General features: G+C 29.5%; 19 protein-coding genes. 17 read left to right on the top strand and 2 right to left on the bottom strand.

All coding sequences use genetic code 11. The annotated features are described in order from the left end of the window. The first annotated feature begins 1 nt into the window (after position 1). From cysQ to MUN68_RS16425, 17 genes are all read left to right on the top strand, one after another. Entirely contained in the window at positions 2 to 802 is an 801-nt protein-coding gene (gene cysQ, locus MUN68_RS16505) for a 3'(2'),5'-bisphosphate nucleotidase CysQ (protein ID WP_249992885.1), read from the top strand. Next, positions 802 to 1233, top strand: coding sequence for a DUF2061 domain-containing protein (locus MUN68_RS16500; protein WP_249992887.1), 432 nt, complete (start codon positions 802 to 804; stop codon positions 1231 to 1233). Before cysQ ends, MUN68_RS16500 begins: the two co-directional genes overlap by 1 nt. A gap of 61 nt (positions 1234 to 1294) precedes the next feature. Then, positions 1295 to 1756 (top strand): hypothetical protein, encoded by a 462-nt coding sequence (locus MUN68_RS16495; protein ID WP_249992889.1) that lies wholly within the window; start codon positions 1295 to 1297, stop codon positions 1754 to 1756. Positions 1757 to 1787: 31 nt separating this feature from the next. Further along, positions 1788 to 2387, top strand: a complete 600-nt coding sequence (cysC, locus tag MUN68_RS16490; RefSeq protein ID WP_249992891.1) for an adenylyl-sulfate kinase — start codon at positions 1788 to 1790, stop codon at positions 2385 to 2387. After that, positions 2384 to 2896, top strand: coding sequence for a hypothetical protein (locus MUN68_RS16485; protein WP_249992894.1), 513 nt, complete (start codon positions 2384 to 2386; stop codon positions 2894 to 2896). Before cysC ends, MUN68_RS16485 begins: the two co-directional genes overlap by 4 nt. Continuing rightward, a complete protein-coding gene (cysD, locus tag MUN68_RS16480; RefSeq protein ID WP_249992896.1) occupies positions 2897 to 3802 on the top strand; it encodes a sulfate adenylyltransferase subunit CysD in 906 nt (301 codons plus the stop codon). Positions 3803 to 3859: 57 nt separating this feature from the next. Beyond that, complete coding sequence (locus MUN68_RS16475; protein ID WP_249992899.1) at positions 3860 to 5113, top strand: sulfate adenylyltransferase subunit 1; 1254 nt, start codon at positions 3860 to 3862, stop codon at positions 5111 to 5113. 51 nt (positions 5114 to 5164) lie between these two features. Next, complete coding sequence (locus MUN68_RS16470; protein WP_249992901.1) at positions 5165 to 6469, top strand: flippase; 1305 nt, start codon at positions 5165 to 5167, stop codon at positions 6467 to 6469. Continuing rightward, a complete protein-coding gene (locus MUN68_RS16465) occupies positions 6466 to 7689 on the top strand; it encodes an O-antigen polymerase (protein WP_249992903.1) in 1224 nt (407 codons plus the stop codon). Before MUN68_RS16470 ends, MUN68_RS16465 begins: the two co-directional genes overlap by 4 nt. After that, complete coding sequence (locus MUN68_RS16460) at positions 7683 to 8744, top strand: glycosyltransferase family 4 protein (RefSeq protein ID WP_249992905.1); 1062 nt, start codon at positions 7683 to 7685, stop codon at positions 8742 to 8744. Before MUN68_RS16465 ends, MUN68_RS16460 begins: the two co-directional genes overlap by 7 nt. A gap of 10 nt (positions 8745 to 8754) precedes the next feature. Beyond that, the gene (locus MUN68_RS16455) at positions 8755 to 10011 is read left to right on the top strand and encodes a phenylacetate--CoA ligase family protein (RefSeq protein ID WP_249992907.1); all 1257 of its coding nucleotides are present in this window, start codon (positions 8755 to 8757) and stop codon (positions 10009 to 10011) included. 60 nt (positions 10012 to 10071) lie between these two features. After that, positions 10072 to 11940 (top strand): alginate lyase family protein, encoded by a 1869-nt coding sequence (locus tag MUN68_RS16450; RefSeq protein ID WP_249992910.1) that lies wholly within the window; start codon positions 10072 to 10074, stop codon positions 11938 to 11940. Beyond that, positions 11933 to 13174 (top strand): O-antigen ligase family protein, encoded by a 1242-nt coding sequence (locus tag MUN68_RS16445; protein WP_249992912.1) that lies wholly within the window; start codon positions 11933 to 11935, stop codon positions 13172 to 13174. Before MUN68_RS16450 ends, MUN68_RS16445 begins: the two co-directional genes overlap by 8 nt. Then, positions 13171 to 14313: a hypothetical protein gene (locus tag MUN68_RS16440; protein WP_249992915.1), complete on the top strand. Its 1143-nt coding sequence runs from the start codon at positions 13171 to 13173 to the stop codon at positions 14311 to 14313. Before MUN68_RS16445 ends, MUN68_RS16440 begins: the two co-directional genes overlap by 4 nt. Positions 14314 to 14395: 82 nt before the next feature. Further along, positions 14396 to 15709: a UDP-glucose dehydrogenase family protein gene (locus tag MUN68_RS16435; protein ID WP_249992919.1), complete on the top strand. Its 1314-nt coding sequence runs from the start codon at positions 14396 to 14398 to the stop codon at positions 15707 to 15709. Beyond that, a complete protein-coding gene (locus MUN68_RS16430; protein WP_249992922.1) occupies positions 15706 to 16692 on the top strand; it encodes a UDP-glucuronic acid decarboxylase family protein in 987 nt (328 codons plus the stop codon). The genes MUN68_RS16435 and MUN68_RS16430 overlap by 4 nt, the downstream gene beginning before the upstream one ends. A 1-nt stretch (position 16693) precedes the next feature. After that, entirely contained in the window at positions 16694 to 18052 is a 1359-nt protein-coding gene (locus MUN68_RS16425) for an undecaprenyl-phosphate glucose phosphotransferase (RefSeq protein ID WP_249992924.1), read from the top strand. Here the strand turns inward: MUN68_RS16425 and MUN68_RS16420 are convergent. Both MUN68_RS16420 and MUN68_RS16415 read right to left on the bottom strand, forming a co-directional pair. Then, positions 18049 to 19209 carry a glycosyltransferase family 4 protein gene (locus MUN68_RS16420; protein WP_249992927.1) on the bottom strand — a complete coding sequence of 387 codons (1161 nt, stop codon included), beginning with the start codon at positions 19207 to 19209 and terminating at the stop codon, positions 18049 to 18051. The two genes, MUN68_RS16425 and MUN68_RS16420, sit on opposite strands and share 4 nt — an antisense overlap. Further along, positions 19209 to 20501, bottom strand: coding sequence for a phenylacetate--CoA ligase family protein (locus tag MUN68_RS16415; protein WP_249992928.1), 1293 nt, complete (start codon positions 20499 to 20501; stop codon positions 19209 to 19211). Before MUN68_RS16415 ends, MUN68_RS16420 begins: the two co-directional genes overlap by 1 nt. Positions 20502 to 20554: the final 53 nt, after the last annotated feature.

Raw genomic sequence — 20554 nt, 5'->3', positions numbered from 1 at the left:
CATGACAAATAAAGAGTTATTAAAAATAGCAGTTGAAGCAAGTCTCAAAGCAGGACAAGCAATAATGGAGGTCTACGACACAAACTTTGATGTCGAAATAAAAGAGGATAATTCACCCTTAACTATTGCAGATAAAAATGCAAACACAATAATTAATTCGTTTTTAATTGACACTAAGATCCCAATTATTAGTGAAGAGAATAAGCAAACCAACTTCTCTACACGTAAACATTGGGATACATGTTGGATTGTTGATCCTGTTGATGGCACTAAAGAATTTATCAAAAGAAATGGTGAATTTACAGTCAATATTGCATTAACAAAAGAAGGATTTCCTAAAATGGGAGTTATATATGTTCCTGTAACCAAAACACTTTATTTTGCAGATGTTGATCAAGGGTTAGCACTAAAAGTAATTTTAGATTCTCATGATACAACTATTGATGAAGTCTTTGCTAAGGCAATACCTTTAGAGCCTAAACTAGAAACTGGTGAGGCTATTCAGGTTGTTGGAAGCCGTTCGCACATGAGCCAAGAAACCTTAGATTTTATTGAGAATCTGAAAGCATCAGGAAAAGATGTGAAAATAGTATCAAAAGGAAGTTCATTAAAATTTTGCCTAGTCGCAGAAGGGAATGCAGATGTATATCCTCGTTTTGCTCCCACAATGGAATGGGATACTGCTGCAGGTCACGCCATTTGTAATGCCTTAGGAATACAAGTGATTTCTAAAGAAACCAATGAGCCTTTATTATATAACAAAGAGAACCTTTTAAACCCATGGTTTGTTGTATCTAAGTAATGAAAGACCAATCTCATAAAAGACATATTGCCAAAACAATTACTTGGAGAATAATAGGAACCTTTGACACGATATTATTGTCATGGATTATTTCAGGTGATGCAACGATAGGTTTAAAAATTGGCATGGTTGAGGTCATTACAAAAATGCTATTATATTATTTTCATGAACGTGCTTGGTTTAAAATTAACTTCTCAAGAGAAGGTGTGGTTTTGGAAAGCAGAAAACGACATATTGTAAAAACATTTACATGGAGATTAATAGGCACCATAGATACAATGATTATTGCCTGGATTATTTCTGGAAACCCACTTACAGGATTAAAAATAGGGTTCGCAGAAGTTGTCACTAAAATGATTTTATATTATTTTCACGAAAGAGCTTGGTATAAAATTAATTACGGCCTTTCAGATCGGCATAAATCTAAATAAAGAATGCCTTATGATTAATAAGAAGCATTATTTTAGGTTAAAAAAAGGAAAAATAATACTCATGTTATTTTCCTTCTTCATACTTTTTTCATGTACAGATATTGTTACTCATCACCTAAATCAAGGACTGGAAGAACTTGAGTTTAGTTTTGATATAAATCAAATATTAATTGATGATATTAAAGTAGAATCGGTAGGTTTTTTCAAACTAAATGACAGTATATATAAAATTGCCATTAAGTTTAATGATGAAGCCATTAATGAAGATCTAAATAAGTATACCTTAGGAATGCATATAAAACCAAAGGATTCTGATAAGCACTTATTGCAAAAAAATAAAAATTATATTAGTTGGGATTTTATCCCAAAGTTAGAAAGTTATAATAATCATAAATATGTAATTCGAACACTAAACTCAAAAGTAAAACACATTAAATCATTACGGATTTTTTTATATAATCAAGGTGTCTACAAAGAAAGATACGGGAACAATATTATTTTGAATAATATTACTTTATATTAAGACGTTATTTTTTTAATTAATAAATAATTTCATGAAGAAAGACCTTTTTTTACACAATTATAATATTTCTTCTCAAGACAGAAGAACTCTAAACAAGCACAACTCATTTTTAATTTGGTTTACAGGCTTATCAGGATCAGGCAAATCTACAATTGCTAATGCTGTTGAAAACGCATTATTCAAAAAAGGTGTAAAAACGTATGCATTAGATGGTGATAACATTCGAAAAGGAATTAATAACGATTTAACTTTTTCGCCCGAAGACAGAACAGAAAACATTCGTAGAATTGCCGAAGTAGCAAATCTTATGGTAGATGCAGGCATAGTTGTTCTTGCAGCATTTGTTTCACCATATAAAAAAGACAGAGAGAATATTAAAAATATCGTTAAAGATATTAACTTTGTCGAAGTTTATGTAAACACTAGTATAGAAGAGTGTGAACGTAGAGATGTAAAAGGACTATATAAAAAAGCGAGAGCAGGTGAAATAAAAAATATGACAGGCATTTCTGCTCCATATGAAGCGCCAGATAATCCGCAGATAGAAGTAAAGACAGAAACAGAAAACATAGATGAGGCTGTAGCTAAGATTTTAAAATGTATAGAGCCTAAGCTTAAATTAAGCAAATGAAAAACTATATTTTAATCCTAATTATTTTAAATCTTCTGTGTTTTAATTGTAAGAACGAAACAAAGAATAGTTCAGAAATAACCGAATCTGAAATATCTAAAGACATATTAAATGATTATGACCAAAAATTATTAGACTATAGAAAATTAGATGTTTTATTAAATGGTAATTTCAAAATTGAAGGTTTTGGAATGAAGAAAATGCCTAATGGAAATCATGGTTTTGTGTTTAAACTTGGTGACCACACCACCAATAAAATAATAGACTATTACAGTATAGGGCTAATAGGCTATAGTAATGAAAGTCCTCAAAAACCATTTGAGGCTTCTTTGCACCCAAGACTAACAACAAAGCAAAATAATAATTACATTATATTACAAAGAAAAATTGATAAAATTAGATATTTTGATAGCCTTGATGTTTATATTTACCTAAGAAAAAATTACAAGAAATCAAAGCGTTTAGGAACCGTAATAATAAAAGACATATTATTCGAAGACAAAAAATAAATGAGCAAATATTATTTAAATTATTTAGACGAATTAGAAAGTGAAGCTATATTTATACTAAGGGAAGTATGGGCTCAATTTGAGAATCCAGTGATTTTATTTTCTGGTGGTAAAGATTCTATTTTAGTAACACATTTAGCTAAAAAAGCATTTTACCCTTCTAAAATACCATTTCCTTTAATGCATGTAGATACTGGACATAATTTCCCTGAAACAATTCAGTTTAGGGATGATATTATTAAAGATTTAGGCGTAAAACTTATTGTTGGTTCAGTTCAAGAATCTATTGATGATGGAAGAGTAGCTGAAGAAAAAGGAAAAAATGCTACGCGTAACGCTTTACAAATTACAACCTTATTAGATGCTATAGAATCTAATAAAATTGATTGTGCTATTGGAGGTGGAAGACGTGATGAAGAAAAAGCAAGAGCGAAAGAGCGCTTTTTTTCACATAGAGATGATTTTGGGCAATGGGATCCAAAAAATCAAAGACCTGAGCTTTGGAATATTTTCAACGGAAAACATTTTGAAGGTGAACATTTTAGAGCTTTCCCTATTAGTAATTGGACAGAAATGGATGTGTGGAATTACATAAAACGTGAAAACATAGAAATCCCTTCTTTATATTTTGCACATGAACGCGAAGTGGTTTGGAGACAAAACACATGGATTCCAAATTCAGAATTTTTAGTATTAGAAGAGCACGAAGAGGTCGTCACTAAAAAAATCCGTTTTAGAACCTTAGGAGACATTACAATTACTGGAGGTGACGAATCTGAAGCTGATACTTTAGAAAAAATTGCCACAGAAGTTGCGGGAATGCGAAACACAGAAAGAGGAAATAGAAGTGATGATAAGCGTTCAGAATCTGCAATGGAAGATCGTAAGCGTCAAGGTTATTTCTAAAAATCACAAATTTTTAATTCCTTTTAAAATAGGAATCTATTTAATAAAAAGTAAACAATGGTAGATAATAATCAATTATTACGTTTTACAACAGCAGGAAGTGTAGATGATGGAAAGAGTACTTTAATAGGTCGTTTATTATATGATTCTAAGTCCATATTTGAAGACCAATTAGAAGCAATAACAAACACAAGTAAAAAGAAAGGTCATGAAGGTGTCGATTTAGCCTTATTTACTGATGGTTTACGCGATGAGCGTGAGCAAGGTATTACTATTGATGTGGCTTATAGATATTTCACAACACCAAAGCGTAAATTTATTATTGCAGATACTCCAGGACATATACAATATACACGTAATATGGTAACAGGAGCGTCTACAGCAAATGTTGCAACTATTTTAATAGATGCAAGACATGGTGTTATAGAACAAACCAAAAGACATGCATTTATAGCTTCCTTATTACAAATACCTCATATCATTGTATGTATTAATAAAATGGATTTGGTAGCGTATTCTGAAGACGTTTATAATAAGATTGTTAGAGAGTTTGAAGATATTTCTTCGAAAATGTTGGTAACAGATGTTCGTTTTATTCCTATGAGTGCTTTAAATGGAGACAATGTTGTTAATAAATCGAAAAATATGCCTTGGTATCAAGGAGCTCCAATGTTGCATACCTTAGAGACCATGCATATCAGTAGCGATATAAATAAAGTTGACGCTAGGTTTCCAGTGCAAACCGTTTTAAGACCACAACGTGAAGGTTTTATTGATTATAGAGGATATGCAGGTCGTGTTGCAAGTGGTATTTTTAGAAAAGGAGATGAGATAACAGTATTACCATCAGGTTTTACTTCTAAAATTAAAAGTTTAGATAGTTTAGATAAATCATTAGAAGAAGCTTTTGCACCAATGTCTATATCTATTACATTAGAAGACGATATTGATATAAGTCGTGGTGATATGATTGTTCGTTCTAATAACAAACCTGAACCTTCTCAAGATATTGAAGTCATGTTATGTTGGCTAAATAACGATGCTGCAAAACCAAGAGCTAAATACACTATAAAACACACGTCTAATGATCAAAAAGCAATGATTAAAGAAGTCGTTTACAAATACAATATTAATACTCTAGATCGCATTAACGATGATAAAGAGCTTAATATGAATGATATTTGTAAGGTTAAAATACGCACTACTAAACCTTTAATGGTTGATTCATATAGAGAGAATAGAACTACAGGAAGTATTATTTTGGTTGATGATGCTACAAATGAAACTGTAGCCGCAGGAATGATTGTATAACTTAACTGTTATTTCATCTTTAATATTATTAGAAAAAATCACAATTAAAGAGTGAACAGTTTTCTCAATACAAATAAAAAAGAAATACTAGGAAAAGGAATAAAAGTGTTTTTTATTCGTGGTATTGGTTACGTCTTTGGGTTTTTATTCACTTGGATTTTAGCCAATAAGTATGGACCCTATACACAAGGTGTTTTTGCAATAGCCTTCTTATTTTTATCTATTGGAAATATGATTTCCAAACTAGGAATAGAGACCGCTTTGGTAAAATGGATTGCTAATTCAGTCGATATAAGCGAGAAGAAAGCAATTTTTTTTAAATCCTTAAGAGTCACATTTATAAGTTCCGTTTTAGTTGGTTTAATTATTTTTTTATGCGCTCCATTAATAGCATTAATGTATGATAAACCTAATGTAGAAAACAGTATTAAAATTGCTGCAATTGCCATCCCTTTTTTATCAATATTAGATGTATCAAGCAATTATTTTAAAGGTGAAAAGGAAACAACAACTTTTGGAATCTATTTTCATCTATTAAAATTCTTATTACCTTTTTTAATTATTTTAGTTTTTTATTTGGTTTCAATACAAACCATAGAAGCTCCTATAATTAGCTATTTACTAGGCTTGTTTTTAGTATCTACTACAATATTTTCGCATGTTATCATTAGGTTTAAAAACAAATCCGTTTCTTTAGATAAGTCATTTACCAATAAGTTTATTATTTTAGAATCTTACCCAATGATGATATCTTCTGCCATTGTAATGATTATGGGTTGGAGTGATGTTTTTGTTTTAGGATTTTATGTTTCAGAAGAAAACATAGGTATATATAGTACAGCTATCAAACTTGCAGCAATTGTTTCATTTATTTATAGTGCTGTTGCTACAATTGTAACTCCAAAAATAGCAACGTATTATAAAAATAAGCAACAAAAAGAATTAAAAGAAACGGTTCGGTTTTCCTCTAAGATTATTTTTTTAAGTAGCTTACCAATATTTCTATTGATTTTTTGTTTTCCAGAATTAGTTCTAACTATATTTGGTGAAGAGTATATTAAAGGCAAAACAGTGCTAAGAATTTTACTGATTGCTCAATTAACAAATGCTATAACTGGCCCTGTTGGTCCTGTTTTTCAAATGACAGGTAAACAAGTAAAACTACAAAACTTTATTAGCATAGCATTGGTCATAAATCTCATTTTAAGCGTTGTTTTAGTAAACTTCTATAGTTTAGAAGGAGTTGCTGTCGCAAGTGCACTTGGTATGATGACATGGAATGTTTTAGGAGCTTTATATTTATATCATAAAATGAACATAAAAACATGGGTTAGTTTTAAATCTTTTTCAAAATGAAATGGTTAAAATACATATATCATCCTCATTCTTATATTGTATTTTTTGTACTAATTAGTGTTTTAGCTTTTATCCCTAATGGTTTAGGGTGGAGGCATACAATGTTAGGGTATACGACTGAGTATTTTTGGCTTTATGTATTTTATATCTTTTTTTATTTTTTAGGCTATTCAACATCTAAATCTAAAGTTGAATTTTCAGCGAAAGAGATTTCATTAAAAACAATAAACCTATTTCATATTATATATTTTATATGTGCTTTGTTTTTCATATTGAAATTTGTTTACATTGGAGGAACACCAATGTTTGCTGATTCTGGACACATGAGGATTAGATTGGCAAAATTAGGTGGTTTTGTTGATTTTCCCACTAAAGCCATTTCATTACTAGGAATAGTTGCATATTATTTTTATCTCACTAGAAATAATAGCCTTTACCTCGTACAGTTTATAATTTCAATTGCATTAAATATCTTATTTGCTGAAAGGTCACCAATTGTTTTTACAATTTTAGGCGCCGTAATTCTGTATGTTAAACATAGAGAGATTAGTGTAAAAACATTTAGAAAAGTAGTTTTTTCTTCCATGCTTTTACTATTTTTAATAGGTTGGATACAAATAAGGCGACATGGAGGAAAAGACCATTTAAACAAAACCAAAACCATGTCTACAGCAGAAGTTGTTGGATGGGTAATACATGGAGATCTTACTGGATCACAGAAATTTGGAGCATATACTGTAAATGAACTCGATGGTCAAAAGCTCTATGGTAAATATACTTTCGGAATCTATTTATCTCTATTTATTCCAAATTATAAAGATCATGGAGCGACGTATTTACAGAAAGAATTTAATCCTAAAGCTCGAACCGCACAATCTGCGGCAATCCCTTATAGTTATTATATGGATTTTGGGTACTTTAGTTTAATGTTACCATTTATTATAGGGTATATGTCTAAAAAACTTTACCTTAAATTTAGAGATTCAGCCTCTCTTTTTTATAAAATTCTCTACATTGCTTTTTTCTTTAATCTATTATGGAGTGTAAGAGCAGGAAATTTTCCCGTAGACCCTAAATTAGTATATTTTGTTTTGGTTATGATATTTATTTTTAACCCTCAAAGCAAGGTTAAAATCAATAATCAAATAATTCAATTAATCAGACTTTTGTTTTTGGCAACTTTAGTTTTGAGTGTTTTAGCATTAATAATAAGATGGTAAAAACAAATTTTTTCAAAAGCGTTTTGTTTGTTGCTCCTAACTATAAAAGGAGGAAAGGCGGTATTTCAAGTGTGCTTAAACAATACGAGTTAAACATAAAAGACTTTAATTTTTTACCATCAGCATATGTTACCAATAAATGGTTGAATTTTATGTTGTTGCCTATAACCTTAGTTGTCTTTTGTCTATACTTAATCGTAAATAAAGAAATTAAAACGATTCATATTCACGGAGCCTCAAGAGGGAGTTTTTATAGAAAATATTGTTTTTATTACATTGGAAAAAAATTGTTTTCAAAAAAATTGGTGTATCATATACATGGTGCAGAATTTCACTTGTTTTATGATAATTCGAATGCGTTTGTTAAAGCTAAAATTGATGCCATGATTAGCAATAGCGATGTTATAATTGTATTATCTAAAGAATGGAAAGAATACTTTGAAACAACATTTATTCATCCTAAAATATATGTCCTTAATAATATCGTAAAAAGAGTAAATGAACAAAAGAAAGAGGTTTATGAAATCATAACAGTTGTCTTCTTAGGTCGAATTGGAGAAAGAAAAGGAACATTTGATTTATTAAATGTAATAAGCAATAACAAATCATTTTTTAAAGATAAAATACAATTTATTATTGGAGGTGATGGTGAAATTTCTAGAATGCATAATTTTATAAAAGAGGAAAAATTAGATGAACTTATAAAATATGTTGGATGGGTTTCTGGAGAGAAAAAAACAGACATACTCCAAAAGTCTGACATTATGATATTGCCTTCTTATAATGAAGGGTTGCCAATATCTTTGTTAGAAGCAATGAGTTATTCCATGCCAATTATATCTACTAATGTTGGTGGAATTCCTCAAATTTTAGAGGACAACTATAATGGGAAAATAGTTAATCCCGGAAATGAAACCGAAATCGAAGAGGCTTTAAAATATTATATTAATAATAGAGAAGTTATTAAAACACATGGAAAGAATTCGTATAAAATAGTTGAAGACTATTTCCCAGAAAATGTGATTTCTAACTTAAAAGATATCTATTCTTTTTAGACTAAATTTTATGAGTAGTATTAAAAATTACATATTAAATCAAATTAAGTACGGCTACTTTTTTAAGAAACAACTTAATTTGGTTAAATCATATCAAGATTTGTCACAAAATGAATTAGAACATCTTGAAAATGAAAAACTAATAACTCACATCCATAATGCGTATCATAAATCTAAATTTTATAAAGATTTTTATAATAAGCATGGCGTTAACTTAAATCAAATTCAAAATAAAGCGGATGTACTTAAACTACCCATTGTAACAAAATCAGATATAAAAAATCATATCGATGATGTTTATATAGGCAATAAAATAAAATACACGAGTTATACTAGCGGAACTTCTGGTTCACCATTAAAAGTTTATTATGATTTAGGATGTGTTTTAAACGAAGCTTCTTATAATGAGATTTTCAGAAATAAAGCAGGTCATTTTTTTGGTCAAAAAGTAGTCTCACTAAGAGGTGTTCTAGATAAGAACACTATCAAACGATTTGATACCTATGCAAATACATTATATTTATCTAGTTTTAATTTAAATCGAAAACATATAGATACATATATTAAAGCAATTAAAGAATTTCAACCTAATGCTATTTTAGCGTATCCAAGTTCTCTTGAGATGCTATCAAATTTACTTTTAGAAAAAAATGAAGAACTAAATATTCCAGTAGTATTTACATCTTCAGAAACACTCTATTCCTATCAAAGAGAGAAAATAGAAAGGGTTTTAAATACCAAGATTTATGATAGGTATGGAAATGCAGAACGAACCATTTCACTTATTCAAGAACCTAATAGCTCCAATTATATTGAACCTAAATTATATTCTATAAACGAGTATAAAGAAGACGCCATTATTACAACAAATCTAATCAATAAGAGCTTCCCTTTAATTAGGTATTTTGTGAATGATTCCGTTGTTTTAGACACAACGTCTAACAAAACTGTTATAAAAGAAATAACTGGGAGAATTGACGATTATTTGCTTACTAAAGATGGTACAAAGATAGGTAGAATGGATTTGGTTTTTAAAGGTGTAAATAATATTAGATTTGCTCAAATAATTCAAAATACTCAAGAATCATTTATAGTAAATATTGTAAAAGCTATAGATTATTCTGATAAAGATGAAACGTTGATTCGTAGTAATATTATTGATAGAATAGGAAACGATACGCCTTTTTCATTCAACTACATTGAAGAAAACGAATTGATAAAATCATCAAAAAATAAATTTAAGCTTGTGATTAATAACTTAAATTAGTGAAAAATACTGACATCAATTTTGAATAAACTAAAATGGTATTATAATAGACTCAAGTTAATGAGTATTAAAGAAGTTGTCCTTTTTAGGCTGCCTCAATTTATTCAATCTCATATTTTAGGAAAATTTCAAGCCAATTCTAAACTTAAGCGTTTACAATTAAATTCAGAATTCAAGTCAGTTCCATACCATAAAAACGACATTGAACAACATTTTAAGGCACATCCTTTCTCACCTAATTTTCATTTGTTTAATACCGAAGTTAATATTTTTGAAGTATCAGAATGGCGAAAAGACTATCATAACAATATCGTTTCTCCTATTGATTATTATGGAAAAATAAAACGGCAAGATTTTAATAAAAATGGAGATATAAAATTTGTTGCAGAACTTTCAAGATTTGAATTTTTACCCTTTTTAGCTTTCGAAATTGCTGTAGATGACCATTCTAAAAATAGCAATGCACTAGAAAAAATACTAACCGATTGGTCGCTTCAGAATCCATTTTTAAATTCGATTCATTGGACATCAGGTATTGAAATTGGCATAAGAACGGTTAACTTGATTTACACGCATTTCATCTTAAATCATTTTGATAAATTAACCCAAACTATTGATGAAGAAATACGTCAACAATTAGCCTATAATTACAAGTATTTAAAACATCACCTTTCATTATTTTCTTCAGCAAATAACCATTTAATGGCAGAATTGATGGGACTTGTCATTATAAGTTCGTATTGTAATATTGAAGAAAAGGAGTCAAGACGTTGGATTAAAATGTTTTACGAACAAATTGAAAAACAAGTCAATAATGATGGCGTTCACATGGAACTTTGTCCCAGATATCACGCCGAAGTTACCGATCAAGTTTTAATAGGGTTGACATTCTTGAAACAATCCAATCATCAAATTCCAATTGAAACGTCAAATGCATTAAAATCACTTTTTAAATTCACTGAACATGTTCAGTATTATAACATTGATACTGTATTTGGCGACAATGATGAAGGTTGCGTTATCAATCCTTATTTTGCGGAAGGGTTTTCATTATTTGAATCGCAATTAAAGACATCAAACCATCTTTTTAACACGAGTTTTAACGTCAATAATACATTTGATTTCCGAAACTATTTAATTTTTGGAAGTGCATATCAAAGTAAAGCATCAAAAAAATTAGAAGCTGATACAATATTTGAGAATTCAGGATATTGTTTTATTTATGATCATGATAAAAAAATGAAACTATCAATTGATATGGGACCAATTGGTGATACTATTTCTGCAGCTCATGGTCATTCAGATATTTTTCATTTTAATTTGCAAATAGAAAACCGTCCTTTTATTATAGATTCGGGAACCTATCAATACCATTCAAATAAAACCTTTTGGAGAGATTATTTTAGAGGCATAACAGCACATAATACGATTTCTGTAAACCATAAGCAACATGCCACAAACAATGGAAGAATGAGTTGGATTAATTGTCCTGAAACAACTATAGATGGCTTTACTTCTTCTAATCAAGAATCGTCCTGTAAAGGAACAACCAATGCTTTTAATTCTGAAAACGTTATTCACAGCAGACACTTTTCCGTTGAAAAACAACATCAAAACATCACGATTATAGATACTTTAACTTCTGATACTAATAAGAATAAAAATGTGTCATTCTATTTGCATTTTCATCCCAATGTGAACATTATTGAATCTAGCGATGGATCGTTAATTTTAGAACATGACAATAAAAAAATTCAATTAAAAAATGAATTCTTTAACAATAAAAAACTTGTAAGAGGAGACAAAAACGCTCCATTGGGTTGGTATTCTTCCTCATTTAATAAGAAAATAGAAACACAAACGTTAGTATTAACATTAGAAATGAAACAGCGTTTACAAATAGAAACAATAATAAATTATAATGTCTAAGCTTAAACAATACCTTTTTAAGTATAGCATAGAGGAATTCTTGTTAATGGTTTTTGTGTTAACATTACCAATTAATGAGAACGTAAACACTTGGTTTTTGATTTCAGTTACCGCTGTTACTTTGTATAAAGTGTATCAATTAAAACTGAAATCTTATGTAAAAGAAAATTCACTTTTATTGTTCATTCCTGCATTCCTGTTTATTTTAAAACTCATCGGACTTATATATGCAGAAGATGCTGGAAAAGCATTTGAACAAGCCATAAGATTACTTACCTTACTGTTTTTACCTTTAGTGCTCATAGTCTTGTCTAAGATTTCAAGTAAAAACATTGAAAACTTAGTGTTTAAAGCGCTTATATTAGGTTGTTCAATAGCAATAGTAATTTGTTGGACAAATTCTATTTCAGCAGTTATTAGAAATAATGAACCTTTATTAAATGTGTTAGAATGGAAGAGAAGCAATGAATTTTTAACTAGAATCATTGATATTCATCCTCCATATTTAGGGTTAATGTTGGTCGCATCTATATTATATTTGTTTTCAAACTACATATACAACAAGCAAAATTCATTTAAAAAAACAGTTGCATCTATAACAGGTTTAGTTTTTCTATTATTTTTATTTAACCTTGCGGCAAGAAATTCATTATTGTCATTATTAATTTTATCAATTATATTTTTCGTTTATAAAAAGAATTGGAAGGTAATTCTTGGCCTATTAACAATAATCATATTAACATCTATTTTAGTAACAACATCATTATCAAATGACGACCGAACATCGTTTATTGAAAGAAAATTTTATACAACACTTAATCTTTATGATGAAGAATTTGGAGACAAGCGATTTCAACGATTAGATGCAACTTTCGAAGCCTTTAAGCAGAATATTATTTTTGGCTCAGGAACTGGTTACGATAATAATATTCGAAAGGCTTATTATAAAAAGACCAATCAAATGAATGCTTATGCTGAAAGCCATAATGCTCATAATCAATTTGTAGAATATTTAGGAGCATATGGTTTATTAGGCTTTTTTACATTTCTTTATGTGTTATTTTTTGTTTTCAGAAAAGCAGTTGTTAAAAATCAATCATTTTATATTGTTTTATTAACCTTATTTTCTCTTGCTTGTCTAACTGAAAGTCTACTTGAAAGAGAGCTTGGAATTAAATATTTTTCACTTTTAATAGGTCTTATTTATTGTAGTAATAAAAAGGTTAAAACATGACAAACTTTTTTAAAATATATCATTTTTTAAAAGACAGAGGACTTGCAGTTTTACTGGTTATATTTTTTATTAGTGAAGCTTACGGGAAGATTATCATGTCATCATTAAGACATGCTACAATTCTTCCAAAAGGGATTAAAACAATCATTTTAATAACCTTAGCCATCATCTTAATTATGAATAAAAAAGTAATGATTCAAATAGGTTTAATTGCTATTTGTTTTTTAATAGGACAGCTTTGTATTCAACCCAAGTTTGATCCATTAGTGGTTAATTTTTTTGTGAAATATTGTTTTTTAATAGTATTACTAGCTTATACACATTTTTATGTCTCAAATTCAAAACAATCTGAAACGTTATTTAAGGTTTTTGAAACTTTAATTTTAATTAATTCAATATTCATTGTTATTGGGTTCCTTTTTAATGTTGCTATTTTCAAAACTTATCTAGGTCAAAGATTTGGTTATAATGGTCTTTTTGTGTCTTCTGCAACTTCAACGTATGCCTACTTTACAATTCTAGTGTATTTGTTTTTTAGATACAAATCAAGATTTTTATTAAGCTTGAAGCCTTTGATAATACTTATATCATGTCTGTTAATTGGCACTAAGTCACTTTATATAATTTTAGTATTATTGGTAGCTATTTATATTGTAAAGTTTACTTCTAAAAAAATTAAAATTATTAGCAGTATTTTAATTGGATTGGTTAGCTTATTTGGGACGTATTATGTTTTTTTTATATGGGAAACCTTTAGTCAAATTAGAAAAACTAATGGTTTTATGACAGCACTACTTTCTTATCGAGACCAACTTCTAATTAATAAAACATTACCCTTTATAGATAATAACTGGACAATCTTTAATTATTTATTTGGAGGCATTAATGATGTCTCTTCAAGACCACAAATGAGCTTTTTTGATATGGCTTACTTTTTTGGATTGATAGGAATGACGATATACCTTATAAGTTTTAAAAAATGGTTTTTTAATTTTAAATTTAACAAAACAAATGTGTACTTCTTAAGTATATTATTTTTTCTAGTCTTTATATCTGGAAACTTTTTTTTAAATGCTTCAGTTGCAATTTATTTAGTGGTATTAAACCAGTGTTTTAAAGTCTATAATGACTCAATGTAATAAGGATTTCTTCTTTCATAATATAGAGGCATAAGTTTAATAAATACCATAATCTTTTATATTTTTACAACAAATAATAATTATGAAAATTTCAGTAATTGGAACAGGTTACGTAGGTTTAGTTACAGGAACATGTCTTGCAGAAACTGGTAACGAAGTTCTTTGTATTGATATTGATGCAAATAAAGTTAAACAAATGCAACAAGGTGAAGTGCCAATTTATGAGCCGTACCTAGATGTGTTATTTGAAAGAAATATAAAAGCGAGTCGGCTTAAGTTCTCTACCTCTTTATTAGAAGGGCTTGAGCATGGCGAAATTATCTTTTTAGCTCTACCAACTCCTGAAGATGAAGATGGCTCTGCAGACCTTTCCTATGTTTTAGGTGTTGCAAAAGAAATAGGAAAGCATATAAAAAACTATAAAGTTATTGTTGATAAAAGCACTGTTCCTGTAGGTACTTCAGATAGAGTGAAAGCGGCAATTGAAAAAGAAACTGACATAGATTTTGATGTCGTATCTAATCCAGAGTTTTTAAGAGAAGGATTTGCCGTAGATGATTTTTTAAAGCCTGAACGTATCGTAATAGGTTCAAGTTCTGAAAAAGCAACTAAGCTCATGCAAAAACTTTACAAACCATTTGTGCGTTCTGGAAATCCTATTTTAATTATGGATGAACGTTCGGCAGAATTAACAAAATATGCTGCAAATTCGTTTCTTGCTACAAAAATCACCTTTATGAATGAAGTCGCTAATTTTTGTGAAAAAGTTGGTGCAGATGTAGATATGGTTAGAATTGGAATGGGATCAGACTCCAGAATCGGGAAACGATTTCTGTTTCCAGGCATTGGTTATGGAGGTTCTTGTTTTCCAAAAGATGTTAAAGCCTTACACAAATCTGGAAAAGACAATAACTATGATTTTGAAATTTTAAATTCTGTTATAAAAGTTAATAGTGCTCAAAAAACAATTCTAATACCTAAGATTTTATCATATTATAATACTGATTTAAAGGGTAAAACTTTTGGTGTTTGGGGACTTGCTTTTAAACCAGAAACGGATGATATTAGAGAAGCACCAGCACTGTATATAATTGAGGAATTACTTAAACATGGTGCAAACATTAATGTTTTTGACCCAGAAGCAATGCCAAATGTTGAAAAGAAACTAGGCGACAAAATTAATTACACTTCTAACATGTATGATACTATTAAAGATGTCGATGCATTAATCATTTGTACTGAATGGAGTATCTTTAGAACCCCTAAATTTAATTTACTAAAAGAGCGAATGAAAGCTCCAGTTATTTTCGATGGAAGAAATCTTTATGATATAAAAGAAGTTGAAAATGAAGGATTTCATTATACATCAATAGGAAGAAAAGTAGCGACACTATGAAAAAAGTTCTCATAACAGGAGCCGCAGGCTTTTTAGGATCACATTTATGTGATAGGTTTTTATTAGAAGGATTCTATGTTATTGGAATGGATAATTTTATTACTGGTGACAAGAAAAATATTAAACAATTAAAAAGCAATCCTAATTTTGAATTTATTGAACATGATGTAACTGAACACATTTCAATTGAAGGTGAATTGCATTATATATTACACTTTGCATCTCCTGCAAGTCCAATAGATTATTTAAAAATCCCTATCCAAACTCTTAAAGTAGGTTCGTTGGGCACACATAATCTATTAGGATTAGCAAAAGCAAAAAAGGCCAGATTGTTAATTGCATCTACTTCTGAAGTTTATGGAGATCCATTGGTGCATCCACAAACAGAAGATTATTACGGAAATGTAAATACAATTGGCCCAAGAGGTGTTTATGATGAAGCCAAACGTTTTCAAGAATCTATTACAATGGCTTACCACAGATTTCATGGTGTTGAAACTAGAATCGTTCGTATTTTTAATACATATGGTCCACGAATGCGCCTAAATGATGGAAGAGTTATTCCTGCATTTATGGGTCAAGCACTGCGAGGAGAAGATCTAACTATTTTTGGTGATGGTTCACAAACGCGTTCATTTTGTTATATTGATGATCAAGTAGAAGGGATTTTTAGATTGCTTTTTAGTGACTATGTTTATCCTGTAAATATTGGTAACCCAAATGAAATTTCAATAAGTGATTTTGCTGAAGAAATTATTAAATTAACCAATACAGATCAGAAGGTAATTTATAAAGACCTTCCTGTGAATGATCCAATGCAAAGAAAACCAGATATAAGTTTGGCAAAAAAACTATTGGATTGGGAACCTAAAACACAACGAGAAGAAGGAATGCTTAAAACGTTTGAATATTTTAAGAGCCTTTCTCAAGAAGATTTATTTAAAAGAGAACATAGAGATTTTTCTAAACATATAAAGATATAAATTGAGCTTATTTAAACAAGGAAGATATTCAGGGTATTTAAGACCAATTTCATACTTAATTGATTTAAGTATCATTAACGCATTGGCTATTCTTTATTTTTTCAAGGACATCGATCCACAAATGTTTATTCTTTTTGCTTCAGTGTCATGGATCATTCTTTCAATATATTCAAACTTTTACGAAGTATATAGATACACCAGAGAGGTTACAATTTTCTCACTAGCTTTAAGGCAAATGGTGCTTTTTACATTAATTGTTTTTGCGTTTTCAGGATTTTACCACAATCTTAATATCAATACAAGAACAGTTTTTAATTATATTCTAATTAGCTTTCTCTGCATAACCTCCTTTAAGTTTGCATTATATTATTTGCTTCAAAAGTATAGAGTGTCTTTTGGAGGAAATTATAGAAAAACGGTAATATTTGGGTTGAATAAAAAAACCTTAGCTCTTGAAAACTTCTTTAATAAAAACCCTGAATATGGATATGTCCATAAAAAGACATTCAGTTTTAAAGACAAAAAATCTGTTAACTTAGAGAGTTGTTTTCAGTACATTAAAGAAGAGGCTATTGATGAAATTTACTGTTCAATATCTGAACTTACAAATAGTCAAATTAGCGAAGTAACAGATTTTGCAGATAACAATCTTAAGATATTAAAATTCTTACCAGATAATAAAGAGATTCATTCTAAAAAACTGAAATATGAATACTATGACTATATTCCTATTTTAACCTTAAGAGATATTCCTTTAGAAGAGCCATTTAATACCGTCATAAAACGCATGTTTGATATTGTGTTTTCAAGCTTGGTTATCATTTTTTTATTATCATGGTTAACTCCTTTGATTGCTATTTTAATTAAAATGGAATCAAAAGGACCAGTGTTTTTTAAACAATCAAGAAATGGGTTTAATTATAAGGAATTTGATTGTTATAAATTTAGATCTATGACACCTAATAAAAATGCTCACCTTTATCAAGCCACACGAGGAGATCAAAGAATCACCAAAATTGGAAGATTTATTAGAAAGACAAGTATAGACGAATTACCACAATTTTTTAATGTGCTTTTTGGAGATATGTCTGTAGTTGGGCCAAGACCTCATATGGTTAGCCATACTAACATGTATGCCAAAAAAATTGATAAATTTATGGTAAGACACTTTGTAAAACCAGGCATAACCGGTTTAGCACAAATTAGCGGATTTAGAGGTGAAGTGGAAACCGATAAAGATATTATTGGTCGTGTTAAATACGATATATTTTATATAGAAAATTGGTCGCTTCTTTTAGATCTTAAAATCATCACCAAAACCTTTGTAAATGCTGTAAATGGTGAAGAAAAAGCCTATTAAATGATAGCCTTTAATCGTTCTAATTGATTTTTGAAATCAAATTCTTTTTTGCCATTTTCTACAATTTTTTTACGCAGATCTTCCGAAATCATGTTTAGTTCAATAGAATTAATAATCGCATTTAAATTATGATAATTTCCAGCTTCTGCTACCCAACCTAATTCATGTTTTTTTATTATACTTTCACCTTCCCCACCTCCAAAATATAGCATTGGCAATCCTAACTTTGCATATTCAAAAATCTTAGAAGGTACAGATCCATAAATCCGTTTTAAGAGCGGTATAATTGTAATATCATATTGTAATAGAACTTCGTGTAATTCGCTTCTTGAAACTTGCCCATGATATACAATTGGTAATTCGGGATGATTCAAAATATAAGTTTCAATTTTCGCTTGTTCAGCTCCAGAACCGTAAATATGAAATTCAATAGTACTGTAATCTAATTCTTGACATAACTTATAAATGCCTTGTGCTATACCAAGTAAACCTGCATAAACAATTTTCAATTTTTCATGAGGAGGATTTTCATATAAATTTGGACTTTTAAAATCGGGAAAGTTGCGATACAAAAAAGTTTTCTTCTCTGAATAAATAGAAGTGATATGAGATAATATTTCTTCACTTTGACCCAAAACTAAATCTGCCCTTTTGTAATTAAAATGTTCAATTCGTTCAAGAACGTTATAGCTAAAATTCTTTTTAAAGGCTCCTAATTCTAAACCTGCTATTGGCCATAGATCGCTTACATTTAAAATGAGTTGTCGTTTTTTAGATTTAAGAAACAACATGCATGTAAAAGCAACTAAAAGTGGAGGAGACTGAACAATTACGGTTTTTGGCATTTTATTCCACATAAAAAACCAAACCAAACTTAAACTATAAGATAACATTGCGATTAATCGTAATAATTTGTTTTTTGAATTGCTAGCATAAATCCATAGCCTGTTAATTATGATTCCATTTTCAGATGAGGTATGTTTAAATCGTCCTTTATATGCTTTAAAGATTTGACCTGTTGGATAGTTTGGTAAAGGAGTCAATACCGAAACATTAAAGTCGTGACTTTTTAAGCCCTCAGCTAAATGAAAAATTCGGTTTGAAGCTGCTCCAGTTTCCGGAGGGAAATAGCTTGTAATAATAAGCACTTTCTTCATTATAAACCGTGTTTTATATGTGAGGTGAATTGTCTTAATTTTCCACTTTTAGATCGCGCTAGTTTTTGTTCTTGTTTAAAAATAATCTTAATTCCTGGCTCTAAATAACGCTCCATTTCTTTTTTTATAATGTTCATCTTTTCACTAGACAATTCTTTATCACTAGAATACAAAATCTTAAAAGTATCTGTTTTTAGTTGTTCTATGATAAATTCTTTTACATTACCATCATCTTCAATAAGTGTTTTGGTGATATAGTAAAAGGTTAATCCAGCGGCTCTTTTTCCGCTTGGTAATATAGCAATATCATTAGTTCTACCTACTAATTTTTCAAGTATTGGTTTTTGTAACGTACTTGATTTTGATAAGATTCCAACATCACCAATATCGTAGCGAATAAATGGATGTGCCTTATTATATAAAGAGGTAATAACAATACGACCTTCCTCTCCATAAGGCAAAGGTTTGTTGTTTTGATCTAAGATTTCTACAAATAAAGTTTCACTGTTCACTTGCCACTGATCGTCTTTATTTTGAAATGCAATTAAATCAAGTTCTGAGGCTCCATATTCGTTTATGATTGCGATGCCTAGCTGATTTTTAAGTAATTTTTTGTCGTTGTAAAAAAGCATTTCAGAGGTGACAACACAAGCATTTAAACTAGGACATATATCTTTTAAAATAATATTTTTTCGTTTTAAAAATTTTGCAAACTGAACAATAGCACTTGTATAACCATTAATATACTCAAAAGGAATTGTTTCAAATTTTTTTAGAAGTTTTTCAAATGCATCATCACTTAAATCAAAAACTGAAAACCGCAAACGATTGCTTAAAACATCTTTAAATCGCTCTTTATAATACCCTTTTTTATCGAGTGGAATACCATAAAAACGCGCTTGCTTTGAACTGTTGAAATCTAATGCAAACCAACGGAATCGATCTTGTATAACTGCCCAAGTTAATGCATGACAGAATTTATCTTTTGCAAAAACAAATGGGTCTCCAGATGAACCAGAGGTTTTGTTTATATATACATTAGATTTTGTATATCCTTCAGATAAACGCTGTTCAAGAGAATGCTGTAAATCAGATTTCGTCATGATTGGAACAGTGTCCCAATTATCTAACTGAATAGATGTTCCAAGTGATTTATAAAAAGCGGTATGCTCTAAATGATGTGAAATAATTGCATCTCTTTGCTTTTTTATGTAGTGATCAAATTCAGCACGATCTATATTTTGAATTTTTGACAAAGCAAGCTTTGCTTTATCAATTGGAAAGCCATTCATTTTTAAAGAAAAATCGAATAAACGCAAGATTTTAGAATACAATTAAGGTTTGT

It is taken from the genome of Psychroserpens ponticola, assembly GCF_023556315.2.
GTDB classification, from domain to species: Bacteria; Bacteroidota; Bacteroidia; order Flavobacteriales; family Flavobacteriaceae; genus Psychroserpens; species Psychroserpens ponticola.
Note: the sequence above shows the minus strand (reverse complement) of the source record. Positions and strands in the feature narration are given on the sequence as shown.